Source organism: Stappia sp. MMSF_3263 (genome assembly GCF_030733745.1).
GTDB lineage: Bacteria > Pseudomonadota > Alphaproteobacteria > Rhizobiales > Stappiaceae > Stappia.
The window spans coordinates 221,744-238,297 of sequence record NZ_JASHIK010000004.1; the positions used below are offsets into that span (position 1 = coordinate 221,744).

At 66.3% G+C, this 16,554-nt stretch carries 12 protein-coding genes; 9 read left to right on the forward strand and 3 right to left on the reverse strand.

Annotated elements, in window-relative coordinates; genetic code table 11:
* The first annotated feature begins 59 nt into the window (after positions 1-59).
* From RBB46_RS06990 to RBB46_RS07025, 8 genes are all read left to right on the forward strand, one after another.
* Entirely contained in the window at positions 60-2,582 is a 2,523-nt protein-coding gene (locus RBB46_RS06990) for a PAS domain-containing sensor histidine kinase (protein WP_306028179.1), read from the forward strand.
* 68 nt (positions 2,583-2,650) lie between these two features.
* Positions 2,651-4,159, forward strand: coding sequence for a tRNA (adenosine(37)-N6)-threonylcarbamoyltransferase complex ATPase subunit type 1 TsaE (gene tsaE / locus RBB46_RS06995; RefSeq protein WP_306028180.1), 1,509 nt, complete (start codon positions 2,651-2,653; stop codon positions 4,157-4,159).
* 41 nt (positions 4,160-4,200) lie between these two features.
* On the forward strand, positions 4,201-4,965 hold the full coding sequence (locus tag RBB46_RS07000) for a nucleotidyltransferase family protein (RefSeq protein ID WP_306028181.1): 765 nt from the start codon (positions 4,201-4,203) through the stop codon (positions 4,963-4,965).
* A 26-nt stretch (positions 4,966-4,991) separates the two neighbouring features.
* Positions 4,992-8,120: a double-strand break repair protein AddB gene (addB, locus tag RBB46_RS07005; RefSeq protein ID WP_306028182.1), complete on the forward strand. Its 3,129-nt coding sequence runs from the start codon at positions 4,992-4,994 to the stop codon at positions 8,118-8,120.
* Positions 8,117-11,614 carry a double-strand break repair helicase AddA gene (addA, locus tag RBB46_RS07010; RefSeq protein WP_306028183.1) on the forward strand — a complete coding sequence of 1,166 codons (3,498 nt, stop codon included), beginning with the start codon at positions 8,117-8,119 and terminating at the stop codon, positions 11,612-11,614. Before addB ends, addA begins: the two co-directional genes overlap by 4 nt.
* A gap of 90 nt (positions 11,615-11,704) precedes the next feature.
* The gene (gene trxA / locus RBB46_RS07015) at positions 11,705-12,025 is read left to right on the forward strand and encodes a thioredoxin (RefSeq protein WP_306028184.1); all 321 of its coding nucleotides are present in this window, start codon (positions 11,705-11,707) and stop codon (positions 12,023-12,025) included.
* 143 nt (positions 12,026-12,168) lie between these two features.
* Positions 12,169-12,840 carry a nucleotide exchange factor GrpE gene (grpE, locus tag RBB46_RS07020; RefSeq protein WP_306028231.1) on the forward strand — a complete coding sequence of 224 codons (672 nt, stop codon included), beginning with the start codon at positions 12,169-12,171 and terminating at the stop codon, positions 12,838-12,840.
* A gap of 161 nt (positions 12,841-13,001) precedes the next feature.
* Positions 13,002-13,619: a trimeric intracellular cation channel family protein gene (locus tag RBB46_RS07025; protein WP_306028185.1), complete on the forward strand. Its 618-nt coding sequence runs from the start codon at positions 13,002-13,004 to the stop codon at positions 13,617-13,619.
* Positions 13,620-13,761: 142 nt separating this feature from the next.
* Here RBB46_RS07025 and RBB46_RS07030 read toward each other — a convergent pair whose 3' ends face one another.
* The 3 genes from RBB46_RS07030 to sppA all read right to left on the reverse strand — a co-directional run bounded on the left by RBB46_RS07030 (position 13,762) and on the right by sppA (position 15,643).
* Entirely contained in the window at positions 13,762-14,115 is a 354-nt protein-coding gene (locus RBB46_RS07030) for a LapA family protein (RefSeq protein ID WP_306028186.1), read from the reverse strand.
* Between the two features lie 119 nt (positions 14,116-14,234).
* The gene (locus tag RBB46_RS07035; protein ID WP_306028187.1) at positions 14,235-14,531 is read right to left on the reverse strand and encodes an integration host factor subunit beta; all 297 of its coding nucleotides are present in this window, start codon (positions 14,529-14,531) and stop codon (positions 14,235-14,237) included.
* On the reverse strand, positions 14,528-15,643 hold the full coding sequence (sppA, locus tag RBB46_RS07040) for a signal peptide peptidase SppA (protein WP_306028188.1): 1,116 nt from the start codon (positions 15,641-15,643) through the stop codon (positions 14,528-14,530). The genes RBB46_RS07035 and sppA overlap by 4 nt, the downstream gene beginning before the upstream one ends.
* Positions 15,644-15,726: 83 nt before the next feature.
* Here sppA and panB point away from each other — a divergent pair, with 83 nt between their 5' ends.
* The gene (gene panB / locus RBB46_RS07045; RefSeq protein ID WP_306028189.1) at positions 15,727-16,536 is read left to right on the forward strand and encodes a 3-methyl-2-oxobutanoate hydroxymethyltransferase; all 810 of its coding nucleotides are present in this window, start codon (positions 15,727-15,729) and stop codon (positions 16,534-16,536) included.
* Positions 16,537-16,554 lie beyond the last annotated feature (18 nt).

The window sequence follows — 16,554 nt, forward strand, 5'->3', positions numbered from 1 at the left end:
CGTCAGTTCGCGGCACCGGGTCCCGTGTCGGACCCCAAGCGGCGTAGAGGATCGAACGGATGCCGGCGGACGGCCTGGAACATGCGTGCATGAATGCCGCATGGCGAGACAAGAGTCACAAGGCGCTGTTGCGCGTGTCGACCGCGCCGCTCGCCTGGCTGTCCCTCACGGGCGTCGCTCTGGCCCAGGAGGCCGGTGCCGTCGTCCCTGTGCTCTCCACAAATCCCTTCACGGCCGAGAAGGTCGTCTGGATGGCCGCGGTTGGCGGGGCCGTCACTTTCGCCGTCACGGCTGCGGTTACCCTCATCCGCAACATGCGGGCCAGCTCGGGAACGCTGACCAGCGCGCGGGAAAAGAATGCCCGCCTGGCCGCAAGGCTCGACCGTCTGGAGAGTCTTGTCGCCTCCGACGACCAGCGCATCGTGGTCTGGCAGCCGGGGGAGGACGAGCCCTTCGTCGCCGGAATGCTTGAAGAGGCATCCGGTGTGCCACGCTCGCCTTCTCGCCTTCTCGCCTTCGGAACATGGCTCGAGGCCCGTTCCGCAACCACGCTTGAACATGCCGTGGAGCGCCTGCGCGAACAGGGCGAGGCCTTTCAGGTTACCTTGCCCACTCTTTCGGGCGGGATGATCGAGATCCGCGGACGGGTTGCCGCGAGCGCACCCGTGCTGCGGCTGCGCGACCTGACCGGAGAGCAGAAGTCGCAGGCACTTCTCGCCGTTCGCACGGAAGCCTTGCTCAGCGAGTTGGAGACGATGCGCGCCCTGCTCGACGGATTGCCGGCGCCCGCATGGTTGCGCGACGAGACGGGAGCCCTTGTCTGGGTCAATGCCGCCTATGCGCGCGCGGTGGAGAGCGAAAGCGGCGATGCGGCGATTGCCGCGAGGGCCGAGTTCCTCGATGCCAAGGGGCGCGGCCAGATGGAGCGGGGCCGCGACGAGGCGGGCCAGTCGCGGGCGCGCCTGCCGGCGGTGGCGGCCGGCGCGCGGCGCATCTTCGACGTGACACAGATTTCCGCCGACAGCGGGTCGGGAGGCATCGCCATCGATGTCAGCGAGCTGGAAAACGTTCGCCAGGAACTCGGTCGCACCATCGACTTCCATGCCCGTACGCTGGATCAGCTCGCCACGGCCGTTGCCATTTTCAGCGCGGACCGGCGCCTGCAGTTCTACAATGCCGCCTTCCGCGGCCTGTGGGATCTCGACACCGGGTTTCTGGAAGGCAACCCCACCGACGGAGCCCTTCTGGACGCCTTGCGCGCAGCGCGCAAGCTGCCCGAGCAGGCCGATTATCGCGGCTGGCGCAACAAGCTGCTGGAAACCTATACCTCGCTCGACGCGCGGGAGTTCTGGTGGCACCTGCCCGACGGCCGCACCCTGCGCGTCATCGCCAACCCGCACCCGCAGGGCGGCGTCACCTATATCTACGAGAACGTCACCGAGCGGCTCGATCTCGAGAGCCGCTACAATTCGCTGATCCGCGTCCAGGGCGAAACGCTCGACAACCTGTCCGAGGCCGTGGCCGTGTTCGGCTCGGATGGCCGACTGCGCCTCTGGAATCCGGCCTTTGAGATCATCTGGGATCTCACGGACGACCGTCTCGGCGACAGTCCGCATATCACCCGCATCGTCGACCGCGAGATGCTGGAGCCGGACGAGGCCGCCACGTGGCAGCAGCTTGTCACAGCCGTTACCAGCCTTGCCGACAACAGGGAGCCGGTGGCCGGGCGCATGGAGCGCGACAGTGGCGAGGCGATCGATTACGCGACGGTCCCCCTGCCGGACGGCGGCACCCTGGTGACCTTCGTCAATGTCACGGACTCGGTGAATGTCGAGCGTGCGCTGCTCGACAAGAATGAGGCGCTGGAGCAGGCCGACCAGTTGAAGAACGCCTTCATCCAGCACGTCTCCTACGAGTTGCGCTCGCCGCTCACCAACATCATCGGCTTCGCCCAGCTTCTGTCGGACCCCAAGTTCGGTCCGTTGACGGCAAAGCAGGGGGAGTATGTGGATTACATCCTGTCCTCCTCCTCCGCCCTGCTTGCCATCATCAACGACATTCTCGATCTCGCCACGATCGATGCCGGCATCATGGAACTCGACGTCTCTTCCGTCGATGTCGCCAAGACCGTGCAGGCAGCCGTCGAGGGGCTGAAGGACCGCCTTTCGGATTCAGGGATCGCCTTGCAGCTGACGGTTGCCGACGATGTCGGCGTCATCCAGGCAGACGAGCGGCGGCTGCGTCAGGTCCTGTTCAACCTCATTTCCAACGCCCTGCGCTTCTCCGATGTCGGCGGAGCGATAGATGTCGGCTGCCTGCGCACCGGTGAGGCCATCGAGTTTCACGTTCGCGACCACGGCTGCGGCATACCGGAAGACATGCTGGACCAGGTCTTCGCGCGGTTCGTGGGTCGCGATTCCGGATCGCGCCGGCGCGGTGCCGGCCTCGGCCTTTCGATCGTCAAGAGCTTCGTCGAGCTGCATGGCGGCACTGTCTCGATCGAGTCGGAAGAGGGGGTCGGCACGTATGTCGTCTGCCGATTTCCCTGCGCTCCCGATGCCCTCAAACACGCCGCCGAATAGCTGATCCCGCGATGCGAGAGCAGGGCGGCCCGGCTGGGCCGGAACACGATCCCCAGGACCTGCCGATCATGATCGAGCTGGTGGACGAGGCGGCAACTCGGCGCCTCGCCGAGGATATCGCGATGTTGCTGGGGCCGGGGGACTGCCTCTGCCTTGTCGGCGGTCTGGGCGCAGGCAAGTCGACCTTCGCCCGCGCGCTCCTGCGTGCCCTGGCCGACGACGACACGCTCGAGGTGCCAAGCCCCACATTCACTCTTGTCCAGTCCTACGAGCTTGCCAGGTTTCCCGTCGCACATCTCGACCTCTACCGGCTCGAGGACGAAGAGGAATTCGACGAACTGGGTCTCGACGATGTGCTTCAAACGGGTGCCGCCCTGGTGGAATGGCCCGAGCGCGCAGCCTCGCGCCTGCCCGCAGCCCGTCTGGTCGTGAGGTTCGAGGAAGGGACAGCCGCAACCGCGCGCCGTGCCAGCCTGCGTGCCTCCGACCCTGTTTGGCGCGCGCGTGTGGAGCGGACGCTTGCCATTCGCGATCTGGTCGAGCGCGCCGGGTTCAGCCATGCGCGGCGGCGCTATTTCCAGGGAGATGCCTCCCCGCGCCGCTACGAGACCGTTCGCTCGGGGCAGCGCCATGCGATCCTCATGAACGCCGCGCCGCTCCCCCCGCAACCGACCCTGCGAGATGGTCTCGGCTATCGCCAACTCGTGCATCTGGCCGACGGTGTCGATGCAGTGGTCGCCGTGGCAGAGGCGCTGCGCGCGCGAAATCTTGCGGCCCCCGCCACGCTCGCCCTCGACATAACGGCAGGTCTTGTTCTCCAGGAGGATCTTGGCCGCGGTGCAATCGTCGAGAACGGAAGTCCGGTTCCAGAGCGCTATCTGGCTGCCGCCGGCTTGCTTGCGCACTTACATCAGGCGCCGCCCGAGCCCGTTCTGGCGCTCCCGGGAAGCGCCACGCCCGGATACCTCCTGCCGGAATTCGACATTCGTGCCCTTATGGTTGAGGCTGAACTGTTTCTCGACTGGTATCTCGCCGGACCGGGGGGGCAGCTAGTACCGGGCTTGCGGCAGTCTTTCGCCCGGGCATGGCAGCCGCTTCTCGAGCAGGCGGCGTCGGGTCCGCGCAACTGGGTGCTTCGCGATTTTCACTCGCCCAACCTGATCTGGCGGAAGGGAGAGGAAGGGCTTGCCAGGCTCGGCGTCGTCGACACGCAGGACGCGATGATCGGTCCGGCCGCCTATGATGTCGCATCCCTTGCCATGGATGCGCGGGTCGATATTCCGGTGGCATTGGAACGCGATATCGTTGCGCGCTATGTCGGCTTGCGTGGCAGGGCGGACGGCGCCTTCGACGAAGCTGGGTTCCGCCGGCAATACGCGATCATGGCAGCCCAACGCGCCACCAAGATCCTGGGCGTGTTCACGCGTCTGGCCGTGCGCGACGCCAAGCCCGCATATCTTGTCCATGTTCCGCGCGTACGCGACTATCTTGCCCGAGCGCTGGCGCATCCCGATCTGCATGAACTGGCGGACTGGTTCTCGGCACAGGCGGGTATCGGGAGCGGTGAGGGGCGATGATGCAAGGCCCGCCGCCACGGAAAAAGGACAGGGACCGGACAATGAACGCCACGGGCAATGACGGGATCGGTTCGGGAGACGGGGCGCATCGCCCCCGTTGCGCCATGGTGCTCGCGGCGGGTTTGGGCAATCGCATGCGGCCGCTCACCGCGACGACGCCGAAACCGCTCATCCCCGTTGCCGGCCGGACCCTGATCGACCGGGCCCATGACAAGCTGGTTCCCGCCGGGGTCGAGACGATCGTCGTCAACGTTCATTATCTCGCCGATATGGTCGATGCGCATGTGCGGGCTTGGCCGGCTCCGACGAAGGTGCTGGTGTCCGACGAGCGCGACGGGTTGCTCGAAACCGGTGGCGGGATTGTCCGGGCATTGCCGCTGATCGGCGAGGATCCCTTCTACCTGCTCAACTCGGACAGCACCTGGATCGAGGGGGTGACACCCAATCTCGAGCATCTTGCCCGAACCTGGGATCCTCGGCGCATGGACGCGCTCCTGCTGTTGTCGGAACTCGTCGGCGCGGTCGGCTACGACGGAAAAGGCGACTTCACGATGGACCCGGCTGGCCGGCTGGAGCGTCGCGGCGAGCGTGTGGTCGCACCTTTCGCCTATGCCGGGGCAGCGATATTGCACCCGCGGCTTTTTGAAGGGGCGCCGGCGGGGGCCTTTTCCCTCAATCGTCTCTTCGATGTGGCGATCGGGCGGGGCACGCTCTACGGTGCGAAGATGGAAGGCGTGTGGCTGCATGTCGGCACGCCGCAGGCGATCAAGGCCGCCGAACAGGCGATTCGCGACAGCGCCGCCTGACGCACCGGACGCCAAAGGGGAGGCAGATGACAACTCGGCGTCGCGACGGCGTGTACACGATCCCGCCGTCGGTTCCCTTCTTGCCTGCGCTTGTCGAGGCGCTGTTCGACGGGCGGCTGGTTGAAGGGTTCAACCCGGCTTCCGACCCTTTGGCCCTTGCGGACGTGACGCTCTATCTGCCGACCCGGCGTGCCGCCCGTGCCGTTGTGCCGTTGATCCGCGACCGTCTTGGCGGAACGGCGAGCCTGATGCCTTCGATCCGGCCTCTCGGCGACGTGGAGGAGGATCTGCAGCTTCTAACCGGCGGTCCGTTTCTGGAAGGACTGCCCTCGGCGATTTCCGGGATGGAGCGGCTATTTGCCATGACGCGTCTGGTCGGCGCCTGGGAAGGAGCGATGCGCCGGGAAGTGCTGAACCTTCCGGAGGGAGCGGTTTTGCGCGCCCCTGCGTCCGCGGCCGATGCGGCCTGGCTTGCCGGCGACCTTGTCGCGCTGATGGACGAGATGGAGACGGAGGAAGTCTCCTGGCAGGGGCTCGCCACCCTGGTTCCCGAAGACCATGCCCGCTACTGGCAGATCACCCTCGACTTTCTCAAGATCGCGATGGAGCACTGGCCGGCCTATCTCGGCGAACGTGGTGCGATGGATCCCAAGGCCCGGCGGTCGGAGTTGATCCGCCGCGAAGCCCGTCGGTTGCGCGATGCGCCGCCACGCGGTCCGGTGATCGCCGCAGGCGCGACGGGCTCGATTCCGGCCACGGCGGAACTGCTGGCCACGATCTCGCAACTGGAAAAAGGCGCGGTCGTGTTGCCGGGCTTCGAGCGGGAGATGGACGAACGGTCCTGGGCGGCGCTGGTCGGTGCCGAAGAAGGAAGGGGCGGCCCCAGCCACCCGCAATACGGCATGGCCAGGCTTGTGGGAACGCTTGGGCTCGAGCGGGGTGACGTTCTTCCCCTGGTGTCCTCCGACAAAGCCGAGGACGCGCTACGGGACCGGCTTGTCGCCGAAGCGTTGCGCCCCGCCGAGACGACGGATGCGTGGCCTTCCGTGATGGGGGCGGTTTCCCGCGAGGCGGTCAAGGCGGCTTTCGCCGGTGTGGATCTGGTTGTTGCGCGCAACGAGGCCGATGAGGCGCTGGCGGTGGCGACCTTTCTGCGACAGGCCGTCGAGGAAGGGAAAACCGGTGCTCTGGTGACGCCTGATCGGACGCTTGCCCGGCGGGTGGCGGTCGAGCTCACCAGATGGGGGCTTCAGGCCGACGACAGCGCGGGGCGGCCGCTTGACCAGACGGCGCCAGGTGTTCTGGCGCGTCTGGCCTCCTCGCTGGCGCTCGACGGGCTGGAGCCGGTGGCTCTTCTAGCATTACTGAAGCACCCTTTGACGCGACTTGGTTTGCCGGCAAATAATATACGGGCCTCTGCACGTGCGCTGGAGCGGGCCGTGCTGCGTGGGCCGAGAAGCCGGGCCGGAACGGCGGGCCTGCGCGAGGCGGTCGCCGCGGTTCGGGATCTTGCACGCGGCGGCGAGCCGCGGCGCATGCCTCGATGGCAGGCTCTGCATGACGACGATTGGGACGATGTCGCCGATCTCGTCGACCGGCTGGCGGATGCGCTGGCTCCGCTGGAGCGTCACACCGGCATGCGTGACCCGGTAGACGTCTCCGTACTGGTCGCCGACCTTGAAGAGGTGCTTCGTCGGCTTGCCCGCGACGAGGAGGGCGACAGCAGCGAACTCTATGCCGGGGAAGCAGGAGAGGGGCTGGCCGCCGCGTTCAGCGAAATGCTGGCCGCAAAGCCGGCCGGCCTTCAGGTGCCTCCGGTGGACTGGCCTGCCGTCTTCGTTGCGCTTGTTTCGGGGATCAATATCCGGCGGCGCCTGCCTGGCGATCCGCGGATCGCGATATTCGGTCCGATGGAAGCCCGCTTGCAGGCCTTCGACACGGTGATCCTAGGTGCACTCAACGAGGGCAGCTGGCCGCAGTCGACACGCAACGATCCCTGGCTCAACCGGCCGATGAAAGGCGGGCTGGGGCTGGATCCGCCTGAACGGCGCATCGGTGCGGCGGCGCATGACTTCACCCAGGCTCTGGGCGCGCGCCACGTGGTGCTTTCGCGGGCCGAACGTTCGGGCGGCGCGCCAACGGTCGCCTCGCGCTGGCTGCTGCGCCTGACCACGCTGCTGGGACGCGACGTGTCCGCCGCGATGCGCGCGCGCGGCGCCGTATTGCTGTCGTTGGCCGGCCGGATCGACCAGGTTACCGGTGAACCGGAACCCGCGCCCCGGCCGCAGCCCTCGCCGCCGGTCGCCGCGCGGCCTCGCCGTATCTCGGTGACCGAGGTCGAGACGCTGATCCGCGACCCTTATGCAATCTACGCCCGCAAGGTGCTGGTGCTAGATCCGGTTGAGCCTGTCGGCGGCGATCCGGGGGCGGCGGAAAAGGGAACCCTGATCCACGATTGCCTTGCCGAGTTTCTCGCCGACTGGAACCGGCCTCTCGATGACACGGCGCTGGCGCGGCTTATCGAGATCGGCCGCGCGCGCTTTGCCTCGCTCGACGCCTTTCCGGCGGTACGCGCGGTGTGGTGGTTGCGGTTCGAGCGCATCGCCGAGGCCTTCATTCGCCACGAGCAGGGAGTGTCCGCGAACATTGCGGGGCGCCATCTGGAAATCGGCGGAGCGCTGGACCTTGATCTCTCGCCAGGGGGTGCCGTGACGCTTTCGGCGCGAGCCGACCGCATCGACGTCTTGAAGGACGGCACGCTCGCCGTCATCGACTACAAGACGGGCCAGGCCCCGAGCGACAAGGAGGTTGCCTCGCTTCTCGCGCCGCAGCTGCCGCTTGAAGCGGCCATGATCGCCGGCGGCGCGTTCACGGGCATCGACCGGCAGGCGCCGGTTTCGGACATTGCCTATCTCCGTCTTTCCGGCGGTCGACCGCCACTCGAATGGAAGCCGCGCGCGCCGAAGGAGCGGTCTGTAGAGGAACTTGCGAGCGAGGCGTTGGCGCGTACGCGAATTCTATTTGCCGGCTATGAAAATCCGGAAAAGGGATATCTATCGAGGGCGCGGGTGCGCAAAGAGTCCGAGCTTGGCGGCAGCTACGATCACCTCGCGCGGGTGCGGGAATGGTCGCTTGACGGGAGCGTCGAGGAATGAGCGTCTTCGAAATCCCGCTCGCCACCAGGGAGCGTCAGGCGCTTGCAGCCGATCCCGCGCGTTCGGCCTGGGTCAGCGCCAATGCCGGTTCCGGCAAGACTTTCGTGCTGGCCAGGCGTGTCATTCGCCTGCTGCTCTCGGGAACCGCGCCGTCCCGCATCCTCTGCCTGACGTTCACAAAGGCTGCCGCTTCCGAAATGGCCAATCGCGTGTACGAGACGCTCGGTGCCTGGACGGGATTGGACGACGAGGCGTTGTGCGCCGAAATCGAGGATGTCGAGGGGCGCCGCCCGGACCCGGCGCGGTTGGCCCGGGCGCGCCACCTGTTCGCCACCGCGCTTGAAACCCCGGGCGGGTTGAAGATCCAGACGATTCACGCCTTCTGCGAGGCTCTGCTGCACCAGTTCCCGCTGGAGGCCAATGTCGCGGGCCACTTCCAGGTGCTCGACGATCGTCAGTCGGCGGAACTTCTGGCAAGCGCAAGGGCCCGGGTCCTTACTGCCGCGGAACGTGCGCTCGACAGCGGGCTTGGCCGGGCGCTTGTCTTTCTCGTCGCCGAGATGCCGGACAAGACTGTGGAGGCGGCGCTCTCGGAACTCGTGTCGCGCCGCGACGCGCTGCGGCGCTGGCTGCGCGAGGCGGGGTCCGTGGACGCAGCCCTTGCCGGCTTGCGCGACGAGTTCGGCCTTGGCGGGCACGAGACGCTCGAGAACCTCGACCGGCAGCTTCGCGATGGTGCGCTGATCGATGCAGGCGAGATGCTCGCCTTCGCCGAGGCGTTGGCGACGGGCGGGGCCAATGATCTCAAGCGGGCCGACCGTTTGCGGCAGGCCGCTGCGGCGGGAAGCTTCGAGCATTGGCAGGCCGCGTGGTTCGCGGTGTTTCTGACCCAGAAGCTGGAACCGGCCAAATCGCTCGCCGGGAAGGCCGTGGCCGAAGCGTTTCCCGCCCTCGTCGAACGGCTTTATGCCGAGCAGGAGCGGCTTGTCGCGCTGCTGGAGCGCCGCCGCGCCGCCTATGCGCTCGCGGGAACCGAGGCCGCCCTGCGGCTGGCGGATGCAATGCTCGATGCCTACGAAGCGGAAAAGACCCGCCGCGGCCTGATGGACTTCGAGGACCTGATCGTGCGCACGGCGAATTTGCTGTCGCGGGCCGATGCGGCGCTCTGGGTCCAGTACAAGCTGGATCAGGGGCTGGACCATATCCTGGTCGACGAGGCGCAGGATACGAGCCCCCATCAATGGCAGGTGGTGCGGGCGCTGGCCGAGGAGTTTTTCGCAGGTGCCTCCGCCAGCAGCAAAACGCGAACGCTGTTCGCGGTCGGGGACGAAAAGCAGTCGATCTATTCGTTTCAGGGCGCCGTGCCGGCCTATTTTGCCGAGATGCGCCAATATTTCGAAAACCGTGCGCGGGTCTCGCAAAAGGACTTCTCGCGAGTCGAACTGACACTGTCATTCCGTTCCCGGCCCGATGTCCTGTCCGCGGTTGACACGGTCTTCGCCGATCCGGATGTCCATCGGGGCCTGTCGCAGGAGCTTGTTGCGCCGGTGCATGAGGCGGTGCGGCGCAACGACCCCGGCATGGTGGAGATCTGGGCGCCGGAAGCGCCGGTGGCGAACGAGATGCCGGACGACTGGACCGCGCCCGTCGACCACATTGCCGCCGACAGCCCGATGCCAAGGCTCGCGAAGCGTCTGGCCTCGACGATACGGGCGTGGTGGCAGCGCGGCGAGGCCAACCCGGAAGACGTTCTGGTGCTGGTGCGCAAGCGCGGCCCGTTCGTCGATGCCCTGACCCGGGCCCTCAAGCAGGCGGGCGTGCCGGTTGCCGGCAGTGACCGCCTTGTGCTCAACGAGCATATCGCCGTCGAGGACCTGATCGCGCTCGGCCGGTTCCTGCTCTTGCCGGAGGATGACCTGTCTCTGGCCTGCGTCCTCAAGAGCCCGCTGTTCGGCTTGGGTGAGGATGAGTTGTTTCATCTTGCCCGTCCGGACGGGCAGTCTCTGCGCTCGGGCACCTTGTGGCAGTCCCTGCGCCGGCTGGCCGGACATGAACCTGCCCTGGAGGCTGTGCGTGCCCGGATCGAGATGTGGCGGTCGCGTGCGGACTTCATGCCGCCTTTCGAATTCTTCTCGCGCCTTCTCGGGGCCGATGGCGGGCGGCGGGCGTTCCGTCGCCGGCTGGGTACGGAAGTCGATGACGTCCTGGACGAGTTCCTGGCGCTGACACTTGCCTTCGAGCAGACCGGCACGCCCGGCCTTGAAGGGTTCCTTGCTTGGTTTGCGGCAGCCCCGACGCAGGTAAAGCGGGAGTTGAACAACGCCCGCGGCGTCGTCCGGATCATGACCGTGCATGGCGCCAAGGGCCTGGAGGCTCCCCTTGTCATCCTGGTTGACGGGGGCAATGCACCCGTCAGCGCCCACCACGATCCGGTTTTCCTGGAGCGAGCTCTGTCGAAGGACGGCACGCGCCCCTCGGCACTCGTCTGGAACCCGGTGAAGATTGAACGGACCGGGTGGCACGACACGGCATTGGCCTCCCTGCGAACCTCCGCGGAGGAGGAGTACCGACGGCTTCTCTATGTTGCGATGACCCGTGCCCGGGATCGGCTGGTGGTCTGTGGATGGACGCCGGCGAGGGGCAGTCAGGACGACGGATGTTGGCAGGCGCTGATCACGCGCGGCCTCGACCCTGGTGCGCGCGATGGAGAAACAGCGACAGGAGAACCCTGCCGCATCTGGCAGCGCAGCGGTGTGGAGACGCCGCCGCCGCTGCTGGGACAGGCAAGTGCCGGCGTGGAAGACCCGGATGCAGGGGAGGCGCCTGCCTGGCTCACGCAGCCCGTGCGTCCGCTGCCCCGGCCGCGCCGGTTGCGACCCTCCTCCGCCTTCGACGAGATGGAGGCGAAGGAAGGGCCCACGGAGGTTCCCGCCCTCGATCGCCTGGCGGAGATCCGTGCAGCGCCGGATTTCGCGCTGGAACGCGGACGCCACCTGCACCGCCTGCTGCAGACGCTGCCTGATCTCGACCCGGCCGCCCGCCGGCAGGCTGCCGCACGCTATCTGGAGATGGCCCTCTCGCCGGAGTTCCGGAACCGGGCGGAGGCGATCGCCGACGAGGCCCTGTCCGTCCTCGATGCCCCGCGTTTCGCGCGCATCTTTTCCGCGGATGCGCGCGCCGAAGTGCCCGTCGTCGGACGGGTTCGTGCTGCGGACGGCAGCGATATCGAGGTGTCGGGCCAGATCGACCGGCTCTGCGTCGATGCCCAAACCGTGCTGATCGTGGATTTCAAGACCGACCGCCGGGTTCCGGACAACACGGGCGCGATCGGGGAGGCGTATCTGGTGCAGCTTGCCGTCTACCGGGTGCTTTTGGGGCAGATCTTTCCCGGCCGCGAGATCCGGGCCGCATTGGTCTATACAGCCGGGCCCCGGTTGGTGGAGATCCCGGCGGGAGAACTCGATGCGGTGGCGACCGGTCTCGCGCCGGAGTGACGCAACGCTTGCTTGACGCGGACGGGCCGCCTTCCTACGTTCGGGTCAACGCAAGGATGCACCGCATCCTCGATCTGGAAAGGGCATGAAATGGCCACCGCAGTCGTGACTGATGAAAGCTTCGAGAGCGACGTCCTCAAGGCGTCGGGCACCGTTGTCGTCGATTTCTGGGCCGAATGGTGCGGCCCGTGCAAGATGATCGCACCCGCTCTTGAGGAAATATCCGAAGAGATGGGCGATCAGGTGAAGATCACCAAGCTCAACATCGACGAGAACCAGAACGTTGCCATGAAATACGGTGTGCGGTCGATCCCGACCCTCATCATGTTCAAGGATGGCGAGCCGATTGCCACGCAGATCGGTGCCGCTCCCAAGAACAAGCTCGCGGACTGGATCAAGACCGCGTCCTGAGCCTGTTCGCACGGACGACAGTACGACATTGGCGAATCGCGTGAGTTGTGTGCTGCCCACTCCGGCTGTGTGCAATTCGCGCGATGCTTGCTTGAGTGTGGCAGGTCGTGCACAACAGCGCTCCGGTCCCGACCGGGGACCGGATTGCGGGAAAGACTGAAAGCGCCGGAAAGACGATGAACGAAACCAACAACGAACCCGACGTCAATCCCGAGACGGCTGCCCAGGAGACTGGCGCGGCCGATGCGCCCGCGCATGAGCCGCGGGACGGGGATCCGACGGAAGCCCTGCTTGCCGAGAACGCGGATCTCAAGGATCGGGTGCTGCGCACCATGGCGGAGATGGAAAACCTTCGACGCCGCACGGAAAAGGATGTTCGCGACGCCCGCCAGTACGCGGCATCGGGATTCGCGCGGGACATGCTGGCGGTCAGCGACAACCTGCGCCGAGCCCTTGAGGCCGTATCCGAGGAGACGCGGGTGGCCGCAGACGATGCCATGCGATCCCTGATCGAGGGCGTCGAGATGACCGAGCGGGAGATGCTCAACCAACTCGAGAAGAACGGCGTCAAGCGGATCGATCCGGCCGGAGAGAAGTTCGATCCGAACTTCCACCAGGCGATGTTCGAGGTCCCCAACACCGAGGTGCCGAACAACACGGTCGTGCAGGTCATGCAGGCCGGCTACGTGATCGGCGAAAGGGTTCTGCGACCGGCTCTCGTTGGTGTTTCAAAGGGCGGCCCCAAGGAACGCCGTGCGGAAGACGCGCCGGGTGCGGCGTCCGAACCCGGCTCGACCGTCGACCGGACCGCCTGAGGGCGGCGTCTGGCGGAAACCGAACGCAAGCGCCGGCCTCTGGCCGGCGTTTTTGCTTGCAGGAAAGGCCCTGTGCATGCCTGCTTGTCATGCGCGAGGTCCGCAAGGCCTATGGAACTCATCCGTCACACCGTCGCTTGGATTGGCATCCGGTCATGATCATGATGCTCCAGATTCTGGATTTTCTCGGCGTGGCGGTTTTCGCGATCACCGGGGCGATCGTCGCCTCCCGGCTTCGTCTGGACTGCCTTGCCTTCGTGTTCTTCGCTGTTTTCACCGGCGTTGGCGGGGGAACGCTGCGTGACCTCCTGCTGGATGCGCCGGTCTTCTGGGTCGAGAACCAGATCTATCTGGTTGTCTGCATCGCCATCGGAGGGGCGATGTGGTTCCTGACACCCTTCGTGGAAAAGCTGAGCAAGCCGCTGCGCTGGGCTGATGCGCTCGGTCTTGCCGCCTATTCCGTGATGGGGACAGCCAAGACGCTGAGCCTTGGCCACCCGTCGATTGTCGCGGTTCTCATGGGCGTCGCCACGGCGACCTTCGGCGGTATCATACGCGATACCATCGCCGGGCAGCCCTCGGCGCTGCTCAAGCCGGAGATCTACCTGACATCCGCCTTTGCCGGTGCTGGGGTCTATGTGGCTCTCTGGACGCTGGGAACGCCCGCATGGCCGGCGGCACTGGGCGGGGTCTGCGCGGCCCTGCTGCTGCGCGGGGGGGCGATCGTGCGGGGGTGGTGCCTGCCGCCCTATCGTCCGTCGGAGGACCCGGAAGGCTGATGCCGGTCGGTAGCCCGAACAGCGCTGTTCCGGGAGGTCGAGATACGGACGGCATTGGGGTCGGTCTTACGATCCTGCAACGTCCTGCCCGGCAGGGACTTGCAAATGCGTCCGTCTGCCTGGAACCCTGCAGGGCCTGTCGTCAGGCGGCGGACCGTGAACCGGGAGCGGCGAGCGCGGTGCCGGTCTTCCTGGGTTGCTGCTGCGACTTCAGCTTGTCGGCTTCCTGGTGCCAGCGATTGGCTTCGCGACGCTTGACCCGCGCTTCCTTGCGCCACTTGCCCTGGGCTGCCCAGGACGCGACGCCTCCGACAAAGACGCCGAAGGCGACGGCGGCGAAAAGGAACCAGAACATCGGTGCCTGGAGGCTGACAGCCGGCTCCGCCGAGGAGAACGGATCGAGCGACAGACGCACGTCATGCCTGTTGGCCACCGCCAGTGCGATCAGAACCAGTGCGATCGGCAACAAGACAAGATTCTTCAGAAAGCGTGTCAAAGGAAGTCTCCCGTCCAGGCATCAGGAAGCCGGCATCGCGTGCCACCTTTCCGCCGGTCAACCGGTGATGTTACAGCCTCGCCGCGCCGGCGCGACAGGTTCGCGCCGAGCTTCTTTTGTCAGTCCTCGGATCCGTCGCCGTCGTTGAGCCGCTCGCGCATCTCCTTCCCCGTCTTGAAGAAGGGCACGTATTTCTCGTCAACATCGACCTTCTGCCCCGTCCGGGGATTGCGCCCGGTTCGTGCAGGGCGGTTCTTGACCGAAAACGCGCCGAAGCCGCGCAACTCGACACGGTTGCCGCTTCTCAGGGCATCGGTGATCTCGTCGAGAATGGCATTGACGATGTTTTCGACGTCACGCTGGTAGAGATGCGGATTTTGTTCGGCAATCCGCTGCACCAGTTCCGACTTGATCATTCGTGTCTCCCTGTCCGGTCGAGACCTTCCGTCGCGTTTTGAGCGTGCCAAACGGATACGGCACCGTCAAGCGCAACCCCTTCGAGTACAAAGCTATTGGCGCCCTTGACGGTATCGATGATACCGTCGGCGAGGCCGCTGCCGACCCATCTGGCGATCCGCGCGGGGAAAGGCAGGCCGTCCAGTTCACCGTTGCTCGACCACGTGACGACCGGCAGGTCGGGGCTTATGTCCCTTTCCTTTTCGAGCCAGGCGATGCTTGCCTCCTCGCCGCCGAGCGCGTCCACAAGTCCCAGTCGCCGGGCCGCCTCACCTGAATAGATGCCGCCCTGGGCCACGCCGCGAACGGCCTGGTCGTCCATCTTGCGGCGTTCCGCCACAAGCGCGACGAACCATTCATAGCTGTCGTCGATCACCGCCTGCAGGTTGTCGCGCACCGCCTGGGGCGGCTCGGAATGGAAGTTCGGCTCGGCTTTCAGCGGGCCGGAGCGCACGACATCGACCTTCACGCCGATCGTGTCGAGAAGGCCGCCGATATTCCCGTACTGGATATAGACGCCAATCGAACCGGTGAGCGAGGTGTGGCGCGCGACGATATAGTCCGCGGCAATGGCCGTCATGTAGCCGGCCGAGGCGCCGAGCGTGCCGATCTGGGCAACCACGGGCTTCTTCTCGGCAAGTTCCCGCAAGGCTTGGTAGAGCGCCTCTCCACCGACCGTGGAGCCGCCAGGAGAATTGATGTCGACGATCACTGCCGCGACGCGGTCGTTCTTGGCCAACTGCCGGATCATCTTCAGCCTGGCGCGGTCGTCGATAATGACGCCGCTGACGCCAACCCGGGCGATGTGCATCGATCGTTTCGACAGGGGGCCAAAACCGCCAGCCCAGGCAATGCCGCCGACGATCGCGATCGCGGCCACAAGGAAGGCGGCGATGCGCCAGAACACAACCTTTCGGCGCAGTCGCCGTCGGTCAACTATCGCATCCGCATCGAAGGACATGGACAAAGCCTTTCCGTCTCGTCGCTCGGGTGCCCTATCGCTACATTGGCGGGACGGGAATGAAAAGCCCGACTTTCCACCGAAATGCGTTTGGGTGAACGGCAGGCGCATTGCCTGCCGTAGCGGCATCTGTCACTTAACCCTCCGTCGGCCGCGGGGGCGGATGGAAATCGCAAGACGGAGGTGGCGCCAGGATGTCGCAGATCACGCTTTCCACACTCGACGGGGCGAAGGCGGAGGGACGCCGCTTTGCCATGCTGACCGCCTATGATGCGTCGTTCGCTCAGGCTGCGGCCCGGTCGGGGATCGAGACGCTTCTGATAGGCGACAGCCTCGGCATGGTTGCGCAGGGGCACGGATCCACGCTTCCCGTGACGATGGCCGACATGGCCTACCATACGGCCTGCGTCGCGCGGGGCGTCGAAAGCTGTGAGCAACGCCCCCTTCTGGTCGCGGACCTCCCCTTTGCGGCCGCCAACACGTCTGTCGACGCGGCCGCGAATGCTGCGCGGTTGATGCAGGCCGGGGCGAATGCGATCAAGATCGAGGGCGGTGCATGGCTGGCGGAGACCGTGCGCCATCTGAGCGAGCGCGGCATACCGGTTTGCGCCCATCTCGGGCTGACGCCCCAGAGCGCGGACATGCTCGGGGGGTACAGGCTCCAGGGGCGTGATGAGGCGGCGGCGGCGCGCATCCGCGCGGACGCAGCGCTGCTGGAGGAGGCCGGCGCCCGCCTTGTTCTGCTCGAATGCGTGCCGAGTGGCCTTGGCGAAGCGGTAACGCAGGCCGCCCGCGTGCCCGTGATCGGGATTGGTGCGGGTCCCGCAACCGATGCACAGGTCCTGGTCATGCATGACATGCTCGGTGTCACGAGCGGCCGGAAGGCGCGTTTCGTGAAGGACTATCTTGCCGGGCGCGGCGGTATCTCGGATGCCTTCCGCGCCTTCGCCGAGGAGGTCCGCAGTGGGGCCTATCCGGCACCGGAGCATTGCTACGGAGCCTGAAGCTGGATCTTTCGCGCC